16 protein-coding genes and 1 tRNA gene are annotated in these 18,359 nt (G+C 52.0%); 8 read left to right on the top strand and 9 right to left on the bottom strand.

What is annotated here, in order from left to right:
* Window positions 1-2 precede the first annotated feature (2 nt).
* The 6 genes from ACM615_RS11215 to ACM615_RS11190 form a co-directional block, all read right to left on the bottom strand.
* The gene (locus tag ACM615_RS11215; protein WP_120163445.1) at window positions 3-830 is read right to left on the bottom strand and encodes an ABC transporter ATP-binding protein; all 828 of its coding nucleotides are present in this window, start codon (window positions 828-830) and stop codon (window positions 3-5) included.
* Window positions 827-1,741 (bottom strand): ABC transporter substrate-binding protein, encoded by a 915-nt coding sequence (locus ACM615_RS11210; protein ID WP_369964407.1) that lies wholly within the window; start codon window positions 1,739-1,741, stop codon window positions 827-829. Before ACM615_RS11210 ends, ACM615_RS11215 begins: the two co-directional genes overlap by 4 nt.
* A gap of 82 nt (window positions 1,742-1,823) precedes the next feature.
* Window positions 1,824-2,705 (bottom strand): creatininase family protein, encoded by an 882-nt coding sequence (locus tag ACM615_RS11205; protein ID WP_431011888.1) that lies wholly within the window; start codon window positions 2,703-2,705, stop codon window positions 1,824-1,826.
* Between the two features lie 21 nt (window positions 2,706-2,726).
* Window positions 2,727-3,197 (bottom strand): RidA family protein, encoded by a 471-nt coding sequence (locus ACM615_RS11200; RefSeq protein ID WP_112289235.1) that lies wholly within the window; start codon window positions 3,195-3,197, stop codon window positions 2,727-2,729.
* Entirely contained in the window at window positions 3,187-4,467 is a 1,281-nt protein-coding gene (locus tag ACM615_RS11195; protein ID WP_129638732.1) for a cytosine deaminase, read from the bottom strand. Before ACM615_RS11195 ends, ACM615_RS11200 begins: the two co-directional genes overlap by 11 nt.
* A 20-nt stretch (window positions 4,468-4,487) precedes the next feature.
* A complete protein-coding gene (locus tag ACM615_RS11190) occupies window positions 4,488-5,462 on the bottom strand; it encodes a PDR/VanB family oxidoreductase (protein WP_129638733.1) in 975 nt (324 codons plus the stop codon).
* 213 nt (window positions 5,463-5,675) lie between these two features.
* Here ACM615_RS11190 and ACM615_RS11185 point away from each other — a divergent pair, with 213 nt between their 5' ends.
* The 7 genes from ACM615_RS11185 (at window position 5,676) to ACM615_RS11155 (ending at window position 13,966) form a co-directional block, all read left to right on the top strand.
* The gene (locus ACM615_RS11185) at window positions 5,676-6,599 is read left to right on the top strand and encodes a LysR family transcriptional regulator (RefSeq protein WP_112289238.1); all 924 of its coding nucleotides are present in this window, start codon (window positions 5,676-5,678) and stop codon (window positions 6,597-6,599) included.
* Between the two features lie 261 nt (window positions 6,600-6,860).
* Entirely contained in the window at window positions 6,861-7,850 is a 990-nt protein-coding gene (locus ACM615_RS11180) for an ABC transporter substrate-binding protein (RefSeq protein ID WP_129638734.1), read from the top strand.
* A gap of 11 nt (window positions 7,851-7,861) precedes the next feature.
* Complete coding sequence (locus tag ACM615_RS11175) at window positions 7,862-9,289, top strand: amidohydrolase family protein (protein ID WP_431011887.1); 1,428 nt, start codon at window positions 7,862-7,864, stop codon at window positions 9,287-9,289.
* 27 nt (window positions 9,290-9,316) lie between these two features.
* Window positions 9,317-10,321 carry an isopenicillin N synthase family dioxygenase gene (locus ACM615_RS11170; protein WP_431011886.1) on the top strand — a complete coding sequence of 335 codons (1,005 nt, stop codon included), beginning with the start codon at window positions 9,317-9,319 and terminating at the stop codon, window positions 10,319-10,321.
* A gap of 168 nt (window positions 10,322-10,489) precedes the next feature.
* Window positions 10,490-11,029, top strand: coding sequence for a DUF2058 domain-containing protein (locus ACM615_RS11165; RefSeq protein ID WP_112289242.1), 540 nt, complete (start codon window positions 10,490-10,492; stop codon window positions 11,027-11,029).
* 278 nt (window positions 11,030-11,307) lie between these two features.
* The gene (locus tag ACM615_RS11160; RefSeq protein WP_132963950.1) at window positions 11,308-12,660 is read left to right on the top strand and encodes a GmrSD restriction endonuclease domain-containing protein; all 1,353 of its coding nucleotides are present in this window, start codon (window positions 11,308-11,310) and stop codon (window positions 12,658-12,660) included.
* A gap of 232 nt (window positions 12,661-12,892) precedes the next feature.
* On the top strand, window positions 12,893-13,966 hold the full coding sequence (locus tag ACM615_RS11155) for a GIY-YIG nuclease family protein (protein ID WP_431011885.1): 1,074 nt from the start codon (window positions 12,893-12,895) through the stop codon (window positions 13,964-13,966).
* A gap of 184 nt (window positions 13,967-14,150) precedes the next feature.
* On the opposite strand, the gene ACM615_RS11150 is transcribed toward ACM615_RS11155, so the two are convergent.
* From ACM615_RS11150 to ACM615_RS11140, 3 genes are all read right to left on the bottom strand, one after another.
* Window positions 14,151-14,226: transfer RNA gene (locus ACM615_RS11150), tRNA-Asn, on the bottom strand.
* A gap of 144 nt (window positions 14,227-14,370) precedes the next feature.
* On the bottom strand, window positions 14,371-15,147 hold the full coding sequence (gene mtfA / locus ACM615_RS11145) for a DgsA anti-repressor MtfA (RefSeq protein ID WP_120163434.1): 777 nt from the start codon (window positions 15,145-15,147) through the stop codon (window positions 14,371-14,373).
* Window positions 15,148-15,386: 239 nt separating this feature from the next.
* On the bottom strand, window positions 15,387-16,946 hold the full coding sequence (locus ACM615_RS11140; RefSeq protein ID WP_240783304.1) for an EAL domain-containing protein: 1,560 nt from the start codon (window positions 16,944-16,946) through the stop codon (window positions 15,387-15,389).
* Between the two features lie 347 nt (window positions 16,947-17,293).
* Here ACM615_RS11140 and ACM615_RS11135 point away from each other — a divergent pair, with 347 nt between their 5' ends.
* On the top strand, window positions 17,294-18,322 hold the full coding sequence (locus ACM615_RS11135) for an alpha/beta fold hydrolase (protein WP_129638741.1): 1,029 nt from the start codon (window positions 17,294-17,296) through the stop codon (window positions 18,320-18,322).
* The last annotated feature ends 37 nt before the right edge of the window (window positions 18,323-18,359 follow it).

Genomic DNA, 18,359 nt, shown 5'->3' with positions numbered 1-18,359 from the left:
CGTTACTCCATACCCGATTGGCTGGCTTGCAGCAGGCTGTCTTGTAACTGCTTCGCATAGCGTGAAAACGCCGGACTGACGCGGAAATCTTCGCTGCGCGGGAAGGGTTCGGTAATGGCGATATCTTCCACCACGCGCCCCGGACGGGCGGCCATCATGATCACCCGCTGCGACAGAAACACCGCTTCGTGGATCGAGTGGGTGACGAACACCACCGTCAGCCCCTGTTCCCGCCACAGGCGCAGCAGATCGCTGTCGAGTTTGTTACGGGTAATTTCATCCAGCGCGCCGAAAGGTTCATCCATCAGCAGCAGTTTCGGACGCGTCACCAGCCCGCGGGCAATCGACACACGCATCTGCATACCGCCCGACAATTCGCGTGGCAGGACGCTGGCAAATTTACCCAGACCGACCAGTTCCAGCGCCTCACTGACGCGGGTGTTGGCTTCGGCGCGGGGAACACCGGCGAGATCCAGCGGCAGGCGCACGTTATTTTGCACATTGCTCCACGGCATCAGCGTGGCTTCCTGAAACACGAACGACAGCGGCACCTGTGTTTTTTCCCGGCTGTCGCGCCGCCACAGCACCAGCTTGCCGTCGCTGGGTTCTGTCAGCCCGGCGACCATTTTCAGCAGTGTACTTTTGCCACATCCTGACGGGCCGAGCAGGGTGACGAATTCGCCCTGATTGATGGTCAGATTGACCGGCAAAAGAGCGCGCGTGCCGTTGCTGTAAATTTTCTCCGCCGACAGCACTTCGATAGCCGGAACCGGCGGAGGATTGGCTGAGCGGACATCGCTCATCACGGTCAGTTTGGGGGCTGAATTCATGGCATTACCTTCGCGTCTTTGATCATGTCGAGGGTATAAGTCTGCTCAAACGGCACTTTATCCGCGTCGATCAGTTTGTTTTTCACCAGCATGTCCCAGGTCTTTTTCAGACGTGGTTCCGTGATGATGCCGATACCGCTGGTTTGCGCGTCGCCGCCGGTCACCAGCTCATACTTCTTCATCTGCGCGATACCGAAGGCAATCTGGTCGGCGCCCATACGCGGGTTGGCCTGGGTGATTAGCTGGTTGCCCGCGGTCGGATCCTGCAAATATTCTTTCCAGCCCTGCATCGAGGCTTTCACGAAAGCCGCCACCGCTGCCGGGCGTTTTTTAACGGTATCCGCCATGCAGATAATCGAGTTGCCGTACGGCGGATAACCCCAGTCGCTGAGCATGTAGACGTAGAACGGTTTGCCGCCTTTTTCGATCGAGAAAGGCTCGGAGGTGACATAACCCTGTTGCACCAGATTATTGTCCGCCAGGAAGGGCTGCACGCTGAAGGTGTAAGGGCGGATTTTGGCGCTCCCCAGCCCCAGTTCACTCTTCGCCCACGGCCAGAAAGAGGTATAAGCCTCCGTCGCCAGCAGGAAGGTTTTGTCTTTCAGCGCCTGACCTTTCTCCACTTTGTCATGGCTGATAAACACCGTCGGCGAATGCTGGAACACTGTCGCCACGGTCACCGCATGTACGCCTGCCTGCCAGGTTTCCAGCGCCTGACCGTTGTCGCCGAGCGTACAGTCAGCCTGTCCGGCGGCCATCAGTTGCATCACGTTAACCTGCGGGCCGCCCATTTTGATGCTGACATCCAGACCGGCGGTTTTGTACAACCCTTTGGCCTGCGCCTCGTAAAAACCACCATGCTCCGCCTGCGCGTACCAGTTGGTCAGAAAGGTAAATTTCTCTTCCGCCATGCCGGAGGTGGAAACCCCGGCCAGCAGCACGGCCAGCAGGCTGTAAGTGAAGGGATGCTGTGTTTTCATCGTGAGAATTCCTTTATTCAGAGGCCAGAGAAGACGAAGGAGGAGTGAAGCTGGTTTGCACAAAGCCGTTCCAGTGGTGTTTTCCCCAGGTGGGCTCGCTGCGGGCTTTCCATTGCATGTGATGGATTTCGGTGATCGCCTGCGCCCAGCTCGCCGCCAGCGAATCAAGGATTGCATGACCCTGTTCAGCGGTCGCGCCGGTCGGGTCGCCGATCACGCCACTCGGGCCAAAATCATAGGAAGCCCAGGCGGCGGCAGGACGGCCTGATGACAGCGTCGGGCACGGGAACTCCGGCGGATAATTGGCGACCGCGTGTTCGATGTGGACACATTCCGGTGCCAGCGCCAGCATCACCGCGGTTTCGCTGTGACCGGCGTGCATCGCCATTTTTTGCTCCAGCGGACTCAGGAACTGGTTTTCCACATTCGGCACGCGGAACACGTCGTGCGGGATCATGATCATGTCGCCGTGACGCAGGCGCATTTCCCGCGAGGCCATTTGCAGCACCTGCGGTTGTCCGCCATGACCGTTAATCATCAGCAGCTTGCGGAATCCGGCGCGGTACAGCGATTCGGCAATTTCTAAAACCGTCTGCAACAGCGTGTCGCCGGTTAAGGTCAGCGTACCGGGGAAATTCAGGTGTTCGTCAGATTTGCCGTAGGTGATCGGAGGAATGGCGTAAGCCGGAATAGCTTGCGCCAGCCGCGCCAGCGCGTGACCCGCCACACCGGAGGAGATCACGCTGTCCACCGAGCACGGCAGATGCGGGCCGTGTTGCTCAATCGCGCCGGTCGGCAGGACGATCACCGTATTGGCTTTATCAGGCAGGGCAGCGATGGCCGTCCAGCTCAGAAAAGGGAGAAAACGATTTGCAGGAATGTAACCGTTAATCATGCTGTGCCTCGTGGTCTGACATTATTGGGTTGAGCGGGATTGCGGTAACCAGGCGGTGGCTTCGACTTCAATCAGCACCCCGGCATCTGGCAGCATTTCACTGACCTGCACCACGGTGGAAACCGGCGGTTGTCCGGGATAAAAAAGTTTTCTGACCCGGCTGTAATACGGGAAGTGATCGAGATTGCGAAAATACTGCACCAGCTTGATCACATCGCTCATTTGCCCGCCCGCGTCTTCGATGGTGTGGCGGATGCTTTCCAGCACATACCAGCTCTGAGCGAGGATCGGCCCCTGCTTGGCATCGGTGGAGAATTCGCCGGTTTCGCCCAGCAGCAGCCGCGCTTCGGCGGGGATATCCTGAAAACCACGCACGATAGTTGCCGTCTGCGGGTTGACGGGAATGATGCCGGAGAGAAAAACGAAATCACCGGCGCGACGCCATGCGGCATATCTGGCGAGCGGTTTGCCCGCTCCCGCTTCAAGACTCATGGGATAACTCCTGATTCCAGGTGCGTTGGTGGGTCAGCCTGCCGTGGCGGATAACCAGGCGGGCTGCGCTGTGTAAAGGCCAGGTCCGGCTGTCGCTGCCCGGAAAGAGAACCAGACTGGCATCGCTGCCGGGGGAAAGCGGCAGGGCGGCTGGCGCCTCACCGGTCAGTGCGCCGGCATCGCAAATAAGCCGTGACTGCTGATCAAAAATGTCATTCAGCTGAAGCGCGAACAGGGCGCAGCTCAGCGTATCCAGCGGGTCATAACTGCCTGCCGGACAAAAAGCGTCCTGCACGTTATCGCAACCGAGCAGCAGCGGAACGCCCGCCGTCTGCGCTTCTTTCAGCAGGGTGATGCCGCGCTGGCGCGGCGTGCGGCCGGTGACGGCATCCTGTAACAACAGGTTGGTCATCGGCAGCGCAATCAGGGTGACGCGCTGCGCCGCCAGCAAACTCAGGATCTGCTGCGCCTGTTGTTTACTGCCCGAAGCCAGCGCACAGCCGTGGCTGCAACAGATGTGGCCGCTGAAATCAGTTTGTGACAGGTAATCAGCCAGCCAGCTCAGGCCGTATGCCACCGGCGAAAGCTCCTCGTCGATATGCAAATCCAGATTCAGTTTCCAGCGTGAGGCACTTTGCATCAGATTGCGCATCGCCGCCGGATCCCAGTTTGAGGAGTGAATAAATCCGCCCAGCAGACAATGCTTTCCGCTTTCTGCGACTGTGCGGGCAATGCGGTCAGCCGTGCTGGCGTCGGCGAAAAGGCTCAGCGGCGCCAGCGCGACCCGTTCCAGCGTGACGCCGGTGTGCGCCATCTCGCCCAGTTCAAGCCAGGCCAGCGGCGGAGCCACGTCGAACCAGTCAATGTGGGTGCGTAAACGGGTCACACCATTCGCCGCTGCCCACGCCAGACCCTTGCGGGCACGCTGACGCAAATCATCCGCCGTCCAGTGCTGACGATCCTGATGCAGGGTTTCAATCGCCGCCAGCAGACCGGGTGTCGACGGGCTGCTGCGGGCAATGGTGAAGGTTTTATCGAGATGGGCGTGGGGTTCAATCAGCCCCGGCAGCGCCAGTGTGCCGTGTGCGTTCCACAAATCATGTTGATCTGGCTGATAAGGCGTCACGGATGCAATTTTGCCTGTGTCAAAACGCAGATCTGCCGTAACTGGTTCGCCAGCCTGTAAAGGCCATCCGGCGGGAAGCAGCCACGCGGGCAGACGAGCGTTGGCAATGCCGTTCAGCGGTGTGGTGGGATCGGGCAGGTTCATTGTGTCGCTCCGTGTTGACATTACAGGTCGAGAACCAGAACGGGACTTTTGGAACGTGAACAGCACAGCGTTATTTGCGTGTTCTCGGCTTTCTCTTCATCTGTCAGCACGCAGTCGCGGTGATCGGGAATACCGTCGATCACGTCAGTAATACAGGAACCGCAAATACCCTGTTCGCAAGACAGCATAATATCGACTCTGGCGCTTAATAAGACTTCAGCAATGCTCTGTTTCGGGCCGACTAAATAACGTTGCCCGGTGGAGTTAAGCTGGATATGAAATGCCTGATTTTCTGCATCCTTACCAATATTCGCATTACTGAACCGCTCGAAAGATAATTGATTTTCCTGCCAGTGATGGGTGCGCATAATGTCTTCAAGGCGCTGAATAAATCCGTCCGGCCCGCAGGCCAGTACCCGCGTATTCTCATCCGGCTGACATAAACTCAGCGGCGTGTTATGGCGCAGGGAATCGTTTGCGCTGCTGTCATGTATAAAGACATTTTTCGCTAAGGCGGGCGCAGTTAAGCGCGGCAGAAACGCGATGTGTTCACTGTCTGAAACAGAGTAATGCAGTTCAAATTCAATCTGTTGCTTCGCAACGTGTTCCGCCATTGCCAGCAGCGGCGTGATGCCGATACCACCGGCAAAGAAGAGATATTTACCGGCGTCAGGCAAAGGAAAATGATTGCGCGGTGCCGAAATGGTCAGGCTGTCACCGGGGCGGAAATGATGATGAATAAAGTGCGATCCGCCGGTGGAGTATTCTGCCAGTTTCACGCAGATTTCGTAATATTCCCCGTTGCCGTTTTCACCGCAAAGAGAATATTGCCGCGGGCCGAGTTTCGGAATAAAAACGTCAATGTGCGCGCCGGGAAAATAAGGCGGTAATAGATTGTCGTCCTGCGCAATAAGCTGCACGGAAATATTACCCTTACCATTTAACTTCACAGCTTTAATTATGACAGGAATTAATCCGGCATCTTTCATCGTCATTTACCGTATTTTCTCTGATGAATCATTCATAAAAAGGGGCATCGATCCGTTCACCGCATAACCCGCTGTCTTACGCAAATGACTGCGCAGAGTCGGGCAGATAAGCGGTGAAACGATTGTTCCCGTTGCATTGAAAGCTACGTTATTGTTATAAAACTGTTGCGTCCAGCGCTTTGATTCGCACATCCCGTTGCATAAAAGAGAGCACTCCCTATGTTCGCATTCTCCCGATTTCTGCTGTACTTCACCGAGGTTGCCCGTCAGGGATCGTTTCGTAAGGCGTCCGAAACCCTGCATGTTGCCGCATCGTCAATTGACCGGCAGATATTGCGGGTTGAAAAGGAACTGGCGATGCCGCTGTTTGAACGTCATCCCACAGGTTTACGGCTGACGGCGGCGGGGGAGCTGTTGCTGCATGCTGCCAATAACTGGAAAAAGGATTTTTCGCGTGTTCTGGAACAGCTCGACGATCTGCGCGGGTTGCGGCGCGGGCACGTACGGATTGCCACCATCGATGCCATCAACCGGCAATTTTTCTCGTCGATGCTCAAAAAAGTGCACGTCGATTATCCGAATATTTCGTTCACGCTGACCACCATGAACAACGTGGATATTCAGCAGGCGCTGATGTCCGGCGATGCAGACTTCGGACTGATGCTGAATCCGCAAAGTTCCCGGGAGTTGCAGGTGCGTGCTTTCGCCGAAATTGAGCTGGGCATTGTGGTGCCGAAAGGGCATCCGCTGGGCGACAGAAGCGGCGTGCGTTTCAATCAGTGCATGGAATATCCGTTTATCCTGCCCGCCGCACCGCTGATGCTGGCCGAACCGGTGCAGGCGCTGATGAATATCAACGGTGACAGGGTTCGCGAAGTCGCGGTGTCCAATAACATCCACATGATCCGTTCGCTGATTAAAGAGAAAATGGGCATCGGCATTCTGTGCTGGCTAGATATCATGGATGAAGTGGAAAGCGACGAGTTGCAGTTTATTCCGCTGACCGATCCGCAATTAAAAACCTTCACGCTGTCCCTGTGCGTTGCCCCTTCACGGCAGCTTTCTCTTGCCGCTTCGATGATGCTCAAACAACTGGAGATGTTATTCAGCCAGATCCAAACGGCGGGGCGTGAACGGCACTGATTGCACGATTTTGGTGCTTCACGCTCTGTGATGAATCAAAGGTTGCAGGGCGTGAGACGCAATTATCCCGACAAGGCGCAGGGAAAGCGCATCTGCGAAGTTGGCATCGTTTTTGTATAGTTAAAAGTGAGTAGAAGCGGTCAGTGCAGGTAACTGCGCGGGACATTGCTCAGCAACCATTTCGCGGTTCATTTTGAGCCGGTCAGGGGGGCTGAGCCGCGTTTGCTTATCCTCCCTCCGGCGATGATTAGGAGAGGAGCAATGAAGTCAATTTCCCGCATTCCCCTGTCTTGCTGCGTGCTGAGCACGCTGATCACTGGCGCTTTCTCCCTGTCGGCGCAGGCCGATGAGAAAATCGCACTGCTGACTTCCTGGTACGCGCAGGCTGAACAGGGCGGCTATTATCAGGCGCTGGCGACGGGCATTTACAAACGTTACGGACTGGATGTCAGCATTCAGTCCGGCGGCCCGCAGATCAACGGCATGCAGTTGCTGTTATCAAAACGCGCTGACGTCATCATCGGTTATGACCTGCAGTTGCTCGAATCGGTGCAGCGCGGGTTCCAGGCCAAAGCCATCGCGGCGCCTTTCCAGTTCGACCCGCAGGGGTTACTGACCCACGCTTCCGTGACGTCGCTCGACGGCCTGAAAGATAAAACTATTCTCGTTTCCAGCTCCGGGCAATCGACCTGGTGGCCGTGGCTTAAAGCACGCTATCAGCTCAGCGATTCGCAGGTTCGCCCGTATACCTTCAATATTCAGCCCTTTGTCGCGGACGAGAACGTAGCGCAGCAGGCGTACGTCAGCTCTGAAGTGTTTCAGGCGCAAAAGGCAGGTGTGAAATCCAATTTCTTCCTGTTCTCGGAGCACGGCTATCCGCCTTATGGCGGCATTCTGATCACCCGTCCTGACCTTATCAGCAGCCGCAAAGAGGCAATGGCGAAATTTGTGCAGGCATCGATGGAAGGCTGGGTGAGTTATCTGCAAAACCCGGCGGCCGGTAACGCGCTGATCAAAAAGGATAACCCGAAAATGACTGACGACCTGCTGGCCTGGGGCGTTCAGCAAATCAAAGAGCATCACCTGATTGATGGCGGCGATGCGGCGTCGCAGGGCTGGGGCACCATGACTGAAGCGCGCTGGCAGAAAACCCGTGATTTCATGGTCAACGCCAAACTGCTAAACGCGGATACCGACTGGAAACAGGCGTATACCACCGAATTTGTTGAGCACATGCAGGTTAAACCCTGAGGAGCGTTGCGATGTCATCTGACTCTTTACTGATTAAAAATGCTCACGCCATCCTGACCGGCCTGCCGGGCGACGGGGCGCGTCACGCCGGGCCGGATATTCGTGTGCGTCATGGCGTGATTGAGGCGATGGGCTCCCTGACGGCATTGCCGGACGAGCGGCTGGTTGATGCCCGCGACTGCGTGGTGTATCCGGCGTGGGTCAACACTCACCATCATTTGTTTCAGTCATTGCTGAAAGGCGAACCTCAGGGGCTGAACAAAAGCCTGACCGCGTGGTTAAGCGCCACGCCTTATCGCTTTCGCGCCACGTTCGATGAATCCACATTTCGCCTCGCGGTACGTATCGGTCTGACTGAGTTGCTGCGTTCTGGTTGCGCGACGGTGGCGGATCATAATTACCTTTACTGGCCGGATATGCCGTTTGATACCTCGGAAATCCTGTTCAGCGAAGGGGAAGCGCTGGGAATGCGCATTGTCTTATGCCGTGGCGGTGCAACGCAGGGACGGGCGATTGAGAAAGATTTACCGCAGGCGCTGAGACCGGAAAATTTCGATGATTACATGGCGGATATGGAACGGCTGGTGGGGCGTTATCACGATCCGAAACCGACGTCTCTGCGCCGCGTGGTCATGGCACCGACCACCTTGCTGCATTCTGCGCCCGGCGCGCAGTTGCGCGAAATGGCCAAACTGGCGCGCAGTTTAGGGATACGCCTGCACAGCCATCTGTCGGAAACGGTGGATTATCTCGATGCGGCACGCGCTAAGTTCGACATGACGCCGGTGCAGTTTTGCGCGGAACACGACTGGCTGGGGGACGACGTCTGGTTTGCGCATCTGGTCAAGTTGCTGCCGCAGGAGATCACCATGCTGGGACAAACCCGCACCGGCATTGCGCACTGTCCGCAAAGCAACGGACGTCTGGGCAGCGGCATCGCCGACCTGCTGGCGCTGGAACAGGCGGGCGTGCCGGTTTCGCTGGGCGTTGATGGTGCGGCATCCAACGAAGCCGCCGACATGCAAAGTGAAGCGCATGCCGCGTGGCTTTTACAGCGCGCGCGTAAAGGCATGATGGCGACACCGCGCTATGACGGCGGCACTTTTGAGGGCGGCGGCGATGCGGCATCCATCGAAGATGTGGTGCGCTGGGGCAGCGCGGGCGGGGCGCAGATCCTCGGTCTGCAACAGAGCGGCACCGTGCAGGTCGGTATGCTGGCGGATATCGCCATTTACCGGCTCGACGACCCGCGTTATTTCGGCCTGCACGACATGGCAATCGGCCCGGTGGCCTGTGGCGGTCGCGCTTCACTGAAGGCGCTGATGATCAATGGCCGCGTGATCGTCGAAAACGATGTTATCCCCGGTCTCGATCTGGACGCCATGCGCCATGACGCGATGGCTGCCGTCCGTACCCTGCAACAACGCGCTGCGCGCTAACCTAATTGATAAAGAAGGATAAGAATAATGACGCAATCAACTCAAACACAGTCAGCTCAAACAGCAGGTTATGCATTACAGGAACTGGAAAAAGAAGCCGGAATGGGCGCGATGGGCGAAGAGACGTTTGCCCGTGAAGTCCGTTGCATAGACCTGTCCGATTTCGAAAAGCGTCAAAGTGAGATCGCCGACGAACTGTGGAATGCAGCCGTTGAAATCGGCTTCTTTCAGGTGAGCAATCACGGTATCGCACTGAGCGATATCCGTCAGGCATTCAGCATGACAGAAGATTTCTTCTCGCTGCCCGACGCGGTAAAAGCGCAGTATCCGCTGGCGCGTAACGCTGGCTGGGAGAATAAATCACAGGTGAGACCGTCAACCAAAACGCCGGATCAGAAAGAGTCCTATCAGATCACCCGTCCGCTGATGGACAAGCTGTGGCCGCGCGAACAGGAACTGCCGGCGTTCAAAGACACCATGCTGAGTTTTGAATCGCAATGCTGGCAACTGGGCATGAAATTGCTTTCCTGTTTTGCGCTGAAACTGGGCTTCCCGGAACACTTTTTCGAGCAGGCGCATAACCCGGATCAGCAAACCTACCAGAGCACGCTGCGTATGCTGCACTACTATGCCACCGAACAGTCGGAGCAGGGCATGTGGCGCGCCGGTGCGCATACGGATTTCGACTGCCTGACGCTGCTTTTCCAGCGTCCCGGTCAGGGCGGATTGCAGGTTTGTCCGGGCAAAGACAGCGAAAGCCAGCAGTGGACCAGCATCGAGCCGCGCGAAGAAGTGATCACCTGCAACATCGGCGACATGCTGATGCGCTGGAGCGACGACCAGTTGCCATCAAACTTCCATCGCGTCAGAAGCCCGTTGCCCGGTGAATATCAGGGTGCGCGCTACAGCCTGGCATTTTTCTGTCAGGCCAATAAAGACGTCGAAATTCTGGGGCCGCAGGCGAAGTATCCGGCCATCAGTGCCGAAGACTATCTGCAACAGCGCATTCAGGCGAACTTCGCTAAGGGATAAGCAGAACCGGTAAGCCAAAGCCCGCTGAAGTTTTCTGAGGCGGGCTTTTTATCGGGCACAATTCGACGACTAAGAACCGGTCACTCAGCATTCAGGTTCTCCGGCCTGTATAGGCTTAAAAATTACGGTTATAATCGCTGAAATTTTTCAACGGATTTAGAAACAACGATGTCAAAACTCACCTTACAAGAACAGTTGCTGAAAGCGGGATTAGTCAGCAGCAAAAAGATGGACAAAGTGCAGAGAACGGCAAAAAAGTCACGCGTTCAGGCACGTGAAGCCCGTGCCGCTGTGGAAGAAAATAAAAAAGCCCAGCTTGAGCGTGATAAACAGCTCAGCGAAGAACAGAAGCAGGCGGCGCTGTCTAAAGAGTATAAAGCGCAGGTAAAACAGCTGATTGAAATGAATAAAATCGTCATTTCGAAAGGCAATATCGATTTCAACTTCACCGACGACAAACTGATCAAACGCATCGCCGTGGATAAAACCACTCAGGCGCAGCTGATCAGCGGCCGTCTCGCTATTGCGCGTCTGGTTTCTGAAAAAAGCGGCGAGAGCGAATACGCCATTATCCCTGCCAGCGTAGCGGATAAAATCGCGCAGCGTGATGCCAACAGCATTGTATTAAACAGCGCACTGAGTCAGGAAGAGCAGGACGAAGATGATCCGTATGCAGATTTCAAAGTGCCAGATGATTTGATGTGGTAATAAGCGGTTTGAGCTGATGATGAATAAAAAGCCCGGAAGGGCTTTTTATTTGGGTTGGCGTCAGGGTAAACAAGATTATTATAGTAAGTTTTAAACTCACCTTACTTATACAGAATTTTTTGTATTGAATTGCCGTTCATAACATTGAAAAATAGAAGCTTTAGAGTTAGATTCCTATTTGAAATGAAAGAAGGTAAAGATTCGCTCTATAAGCGTGAACCCTTCATTGAATCGTTAAAACATACAATAGACGTTATGCTAATAGCTGAGGATGCCGGATGCTACCTGAAGAAGAGAATGAACTTAGATTTGATGATGATGGTGAGGAAGAAGTACAAATTGCACCTGAGGACAATAGGATTCATACCTCAAGTGGCGATCTTGAAATTGAATCCCTTCATAATAAAAGGAATCGAGGACGGCTTATACTTCAGCCTGATTTTCAGCGTCAGTTCGTGTGGGACGCAAAGAAAGCGAGTAAGTTAATTGAGTCAGCGATTCTTCATATTCCATTGCCCATTATTTATTTATCGGAAGAAAAAGATGGCAAGGAATACGTTATTGATGGACAACAGCGTTTAACATCCTTCTTTTCCTTTATTGATGGTCACTTGCCAGATGGTAAAACATTCAAACTTAATGGCTTGAATGTCTGCACAGATTTAAATGGAAAGAAATTCAGCGATCTGTCAGATGAGTTACAAGATAGAGTCCGATATTACAAAATACGTGCTATCACATTTCAAAAGGATTCCAACGAAAACCTAAAGTTTGAAATATTTGAACGTCTGAATACAGGTTCAGTTCAATTGAATGACCAAGAGTTGAGAAATTGTCTTTATCGTGGAAACTTCAACCTTGCGCTGAAAGAGATGGCGGAAGATCCTGATTTCATGTTTATAGCTGGCCTGAAAGGGCCTGACAAACGGATGAAGGATATAGAGTTAGTTCTTCGTTTTTGTGCTTTCTATCACAAAACTTATCTCAACTATAAAGCACCAATGCGTAATTTCCTTAATTCAGAGGCATTAGAAAAAAGAGATATTTCAGATAAAGATATTCTCGAATTGAAATTAGCGTTCAAAAATTCGTGCCAAATAATTCGTTCGGCTTTTGGAGAGAATTCTTTCAAACGATTTTATAAGGGAAAAGAAGGTCAGCCAAATGGTTATTGGGAGCCGAAAAAGTTTAATGCCTCTTTATATGATGTATTAATATATTCTTTTTCTAAGGAAGATAAAAACAAGGTTTATCAGAATTTAGATTCTGTAAAAGAAGCACTGGTTTATCTAATGACTGAAGACCAAGAATTTATAGACTCTATAGAGTTGTCTACTAGTTCAGTACAAGCAGTAACTGTACGCTTCGACAAATGGCGATTGTCGTTGCAGTCTATCCTTGGCATCAATCAAAAAGAACCGCGTTGTTTCACTTTTAAACTTAAAGAGGAAATGATGTCAGTTGATCCTACGTGTGCAATTTGTAAGCAACACATTCAGTCAGTAGATGATGCCGCTCTTGATCACATAAAGCAATATTGGATAGGTGGAAGGACTATTCCTGAAAATGCCCGGCTAACACATCGTTATTGCAACTGGGCCAGACCTAAAGGTGACACCGGGTTGGTCTAATGATTCAGTCATCTAAGTATTATTTCGAGATGCCGATTAATTGATGTGCTGAACGAGTATCCGCCTCATAGCAGTTCAATAGTGAGTAGGTGTTGAGTGGGAGAGAATTGTTGATCGAAAGATTAAAAACCTGCTTTGTGTAACAAATTCGTAAAAACCACAGAAAGCAAAAAGCCCGCTTAAGTTTCCTTAAGCGGGCTTTTCTAAAACATTCATCATTATGAGGACGCTGATGATTATCACTATGGAATTATTAATGGCAGGGGCAACTCAAAGAGGCTCACATAAACGGCGCCAGATTGAGTTGCTGGGCGAAGAATGGCCGCCCACTCGCGGATGGAAGCAGCGAATAATTGGTAAGGTAATTCCTGATGAAGCAGCGGAAGAATTTATTCGGTTAGGTGGTGGCAATGTTAGTACTGAAGATTATTATAAATATAAAACTGGGCACTGGTTTAATGCTCAGACGCCAGTTGATATCTACCTATATGTCCTTGAGTTGTCGAATGGATGTTACTATGTTGGATTGACCGCAGATATAAAAAAGAGAACAGATGAGCACTTTAATGGCAAAGGTGCAGTGTGGACACGACTAAATACTCCTCTTCGACTGATGTATGCGATAGATACAGGAACGAAAAATGCCCGTGAAGCAGAAATAATAGAGAATGAAGCTACTATTATACTTATGCTTAAACACGGTATCAGTAAAGTTAGAGGGGGTTATTATACTCAAACAGAGCAGAAATTGGTTGAAGTACAATTGCGTGCTCATGGAGCATGGGAGCGTATAAAGCAGGCAGAGCTTGGAAAAATAGCTTTTAATTACGAGCTTAGCTGGGGTGATGCTCTGGATGATTTTCTTGATATCGCCTTGAACTATTACGATGAAAATTCTCCAGAACAAATGCATGAAAATGTATTTGCGACCTTTTTTTCCTTAACTCGTTACCCCTGCTGGGATGAAACTTTTGCTCCGTGTTTAGGTTGGAGTTTTTGGAATAAAAAGGGAATTCTTCCCGTCTTGTTGTCTTTCAAACATGCTCGTACTGTGGGTAGTAAATTACCTTCAGCTTATGATGTCCTTGCTGCCGCCCTAAATAGAGGTAAAAATGGAAAACACCCTTTAAGGCGTTTATTCCTGCTAGGTTGGAGAAGTTTTCAACCGCCAACAACAGACAAGCAGGCTGAGACCGTTATTCGGTTCATGTTTTATCTTGATGAAGGTACAGAATTTGATCGACAGTATGATGCATTCGTTTCGATCCTTTTTCCAGAAATGAGAGCACTGTTGCAGCCGCAATAGCGACGACAAACTGTCCACCGCTATCTATTAGACAAAATATGAGCTCATATATCGGTGACTTACGCCCCGATGGTTACGGTATGAAGAATGGTTGCAACATCTGCTCCTCGCTCATAACCGGCATCCCACACCTGACGCAAAGCAAAAAGCCCGCTTAAGTTTCCTTAAGCGGGCTTTTCTAATTTGGCTCCTCTGACTGGACTCGAACCAGTGACATACGGATTAACAGTCCGCCGTTCTACCGACTGAACTACAGAGGAATCGTGTGAACGGGGCGCATAGTATCCAGAGGGATGTGGAGTGTCAACGGCAATTTCGTGAAAAGCAGTGCGACTGCTCAGCAACTAATCAATATAGCCTTAAAACTTCACTTTTGGTCAGGAAAAACCGTTTAATCCTGACTTTTAACAATCACAACGCTGACCGCGAAGTTGCCTTGCCAGCGGGTCCTGTTGATAAAAACGGGTGAAATGACCGTATACCAGCGGAAAACGCTCCGAAAGCAATTCTGGGGCACTAAAGAAATATTCAGAAAGTACGGCAAAACACTCTGCCGGATCGGTCGCTGCGTAGGCATCCATGCTGGCCGCTTCTTCGCCAACGGTGTCAATTTCATCCTGTAAATTCTGCATCGCCGCCTGTAAATCATGCTCCCAGGCCACCACTTCGCGTAACGGAATCGGCGGGATACCGCTCACTTCGCCACCGTTTCGCATATCAAGTTTATGCGCGGCTTCGTGAATGATCAGGTTAAAACCGGAGTTATCAAAGGAGTCTTCAATATCCTGCCAGTTCAGCACGATCGGGCCCTGATCCCAGCTCTGACCGGCGTGAATTTGCGTACCGGCATGAACCAGTCCGTTTTCATCCTGCCATGGAGAATCGACAACAAAAGGGGAAGGGTAGAGCAAAATTTCATGAAAACCATCGAGCCACGACGCACCGAGTTCCATCACTGGCAGCGCAAAAAGTAATGCAATGCGTGCCTGCATCTGTTCAGTCAGTACAATACCCTGCAAAGGAACCAGTCGTTTCTGATGCAAAAGCTGGCTGGCGACCTGAATCAGACGTTGTTGCTCTTGCTCGTTCAGGGAGGACAACAGTGGGATATTCAGAGCGTCATTCCACGCGTCTGATTTCTCAATTTTCAGTTCATTCGCTTTCCACGGCCACTTAATCATCATCTTGCTCGCAAAGTGATCATTCAATTTATCAGCAGGGTTTGCCTCAGACTACACCAATACAAGTAACTTCAACAGGTTAGCAGCGTATCGGGACAATTCTGAATGGATGTTACACATCATAAGATTTTAAGCAAAATGCGCACACGTCTAATCAGACGTAGCTCACGTTATTATTCTAGTCACAGAGCGCGCAACGTGCCCGCCGCATCGAAACGCACGGCGGGCGCGGGGAAGGGTTAATGCCTGATCCACTTATCGATAAATTCAGATGGATCAACAGGCTTTCCAAAAAAGTAGCCTTGCAGGTATTCGAGGCGATAGGGGGCGAGATAATCCACCTGTTTTTGCGTTTCTATACCTTCTGCCACGATGACCATTTGCAGGCGTTTGGCCAGATCAATTACGTTATCGACAATATGTCCGGCCAGTGCGTCGGTGCCGATCCGGCCTATGAAACTCTGGTCTATTTTCAAAATGTCGATGTGGAATTTTTGCAGGTAAGCCAGGCTGGAATGGCCGGTACCAAAGTCATCCATGGCGACCAGCACGCCCATCCGGCGCAAGGCACTGAACAGGCTGTGGGTGGTTTCTGAAGGCTCTATGAGCTCGCGCTCCGTCAGTTCCAGAACCAGATTGATCGGGTTCTCCCGGAAGGCGTCAATAAAGGCTTTGCAGTCTTCGACCAGCGTCAGGTCTTTAAAGTGGCTGGCGCAGATATTGAACCCGAAATGGAAATTTTTTGGCAACTGAGCGGCCATCGGGCCGAACTGATCGCGCACCTGCGCCATCATCTGTCGGGTCATCGGCACAATCAGCCCGCTTTCTTCTGCCAGAGGGATGAACTGATATGGCGGGATCAGCCCCATCTGCGGATGCTGCCAGCGCATCAGCACTTCAGCGCCGGTAATTTCATGGTTTGTTCCATCCACGACCGGCTGCAAGTAAGGGATAAATTGTTTTTTCCCCAGCGCGTTTTTCAGTGTAGCAACCGGGCCACCCAACCGGCCAAGCAGCGCATAGGTCATAAAAGCAATGAAGATGCTGATCAGCGGGAACAGGATCAGGCTGACAGTGGCGTAGTCGAAAATATAACCCCAGTGATCGCTCGGCCGGATAACCAGTTGCATTTCATAGGGATATAACGAGGATTTCAGAGACAACTTTTCGCCATCAGGCCAGATTTCAGAAGTATGAATTTTGCCCTGGCTGTCCATCCACTTGTCGCCGACTTGCAGGATCAGATACGCATGGGTGCTGAGCAATTGCAGAATATTATGCAGGAAATAACCATCGACCCCGACCAGTACGCCGCTGCCGTTAACATCATGACGATAGGCAATCAGCGGGTGATCGGGCGTCACTATATTGCCGCTCATCAGCATCAGTTTTCCATCGACGTAATTTTGAGTGGAAATCGTATCGTCTCGCTCACCGAATAAAGAGGCGCAATAAACCTTATGCTGGCGATATAAATTGACGGTGCGTACGTTGGGAACTTTGGCGACCTGCCAGCGCAGCGCCTGAATGGTCGGCTGATCACAAGGTGCACCAATCAGATTTTCCACCGCGCCGGCGGCGATCGCGGCATTATCCAGCGTCATATCCACCAGTCTCACTGATTGTTGCAGGCTGGCGCTCACATCGCGCCGTAATCCCTGCGACGTTTGCCAGGAAATAGCCAGTATCCCGACTGCCGCGACCAGCGTGAACGCAAGCAGCGCGAGGCAAATCCGCATAGATGAACGGTTTAACCAGTTTGAGCCCAAAGAGATATCCACCAGTGAGAGACGGAGCAAGAAGTTTTGTTCTGTTAATATAACCCATAATGGTGTTAACCATTGTTACAGCTGGATAAGAAGGTTAATTTCACGCCATTGATAAGCCAGTCTTTTGATGCAAATCATGAATAATTCATTGTTTAACTATTTTTTGTGTCTATCAAATAGGGTCAGCGTGTTATCCCGGCTGAAGCACTGCGGTGCCGTTATTCCAGTGAACCGGGCGGTCTGATTTACCGTTTGAGCTGGATCTCAAGTCTGCGTCAGTTTGTGCGGTTTGAGTGTTATCGGGTTCTCCTGGCGGCATAAAGTTTGTAGCATAAGACTTTATGCCGTCTGTCCGTCACCGACACCAGGACTATCCGATGCTTCCCCGTTTTAAAGTGCTTCTTTCTGCCGCTGTGTTGTCTCTCTCCTTTTCAGGTGCAGTCTTTTCCGGCTCAGCGTTTGCTGCTGATGCACCGAGCTACGGGCCGCAACTACAGGGTTTTGACTATCCTTTTCCGCTGAAACAATTCTCTTTTAATTCCCAGGGAGCCCCGTTGCAAATGGGCTATCTGGACGTACCGGCCACCGGGCATAAAAATGGTCAGACTGTCGTGCTGATGCACGGTAAGAATTTTTGTGCCGCGACCTGGGGCGACACCATTTCGGCGCTGGTGAGTAAAGGTTATCGGGTGATCGCGCCCGATCAGGTCGGGTTCTGTTCATCGACCAAACCCTCCCATTACCAGTACAGTTTTCAGCAACTGGCGACCAATACCCATGAGTTGCTGAAAAGCCTGAAAATAACCAAAGCCGTGATTGTCGGGCATTCTACCGGCGGTATGCTGGCGACGCGATACAGCCTGATGTTTGCACCGGAAGTATCGAAACTGGTGCTGGTGAACCCGATTGGTCTGGAAGACTGGAAAGCCAAGGGCGTGCCTTATCGTACCGTGGATCAGTGGTACGACCGTGAGCTGAAAACCTCGGCGGACAGCATTAAACAGTATGAACTCAAAACCTATTACGTGAATAAGTGGAAACCGGAATACGACCGCTGGGTCGATATGCTGGCAGGGCTGAATAACGGGCCGGGGCATAAACTGGTGGCCTGGAACTCAGCGCTGATTTACGACATGATTTTCACGCAACCGGTCTTTTACGAATTCAAAAACCTGCGCGTGCCGACCACGCTGATGATCGGCACTGCCGATACCACAGCGATTGGCAGCGACATCGCGCCGCCTGCGGTAAAAGCCAAAATCGGTCATTACAACGTGCTGGGCAAACAGGTCGCGAAACTGATCCCTCATGCGAAACTGATCGAATTTAAAGGCCTCGGCCATGCTCCGCAGATGGAAGAGCCGGAAAAATTTAACGCGGCATTGCTGAAAACGCTGTCACGCTGATTTCCATTGTTTTCCGTTTCAATAATGAAAAACCGCA

Source organism: Rahnella sp. PAMC25617, from assembly GCF_050606005.1.
In the GTDB taxonomy this organism is placed as follows: Bacteria; Pseudomonadota; Gammaproteobacteria; order Enterobacterales; family Enterobacteriaceae; genus Rahnella; species Rahnella variigena.
Note: the sequence above shows the minus strand (reverse complement) of the source record. Positions and strands in the feature narration are given on the sequence as shown.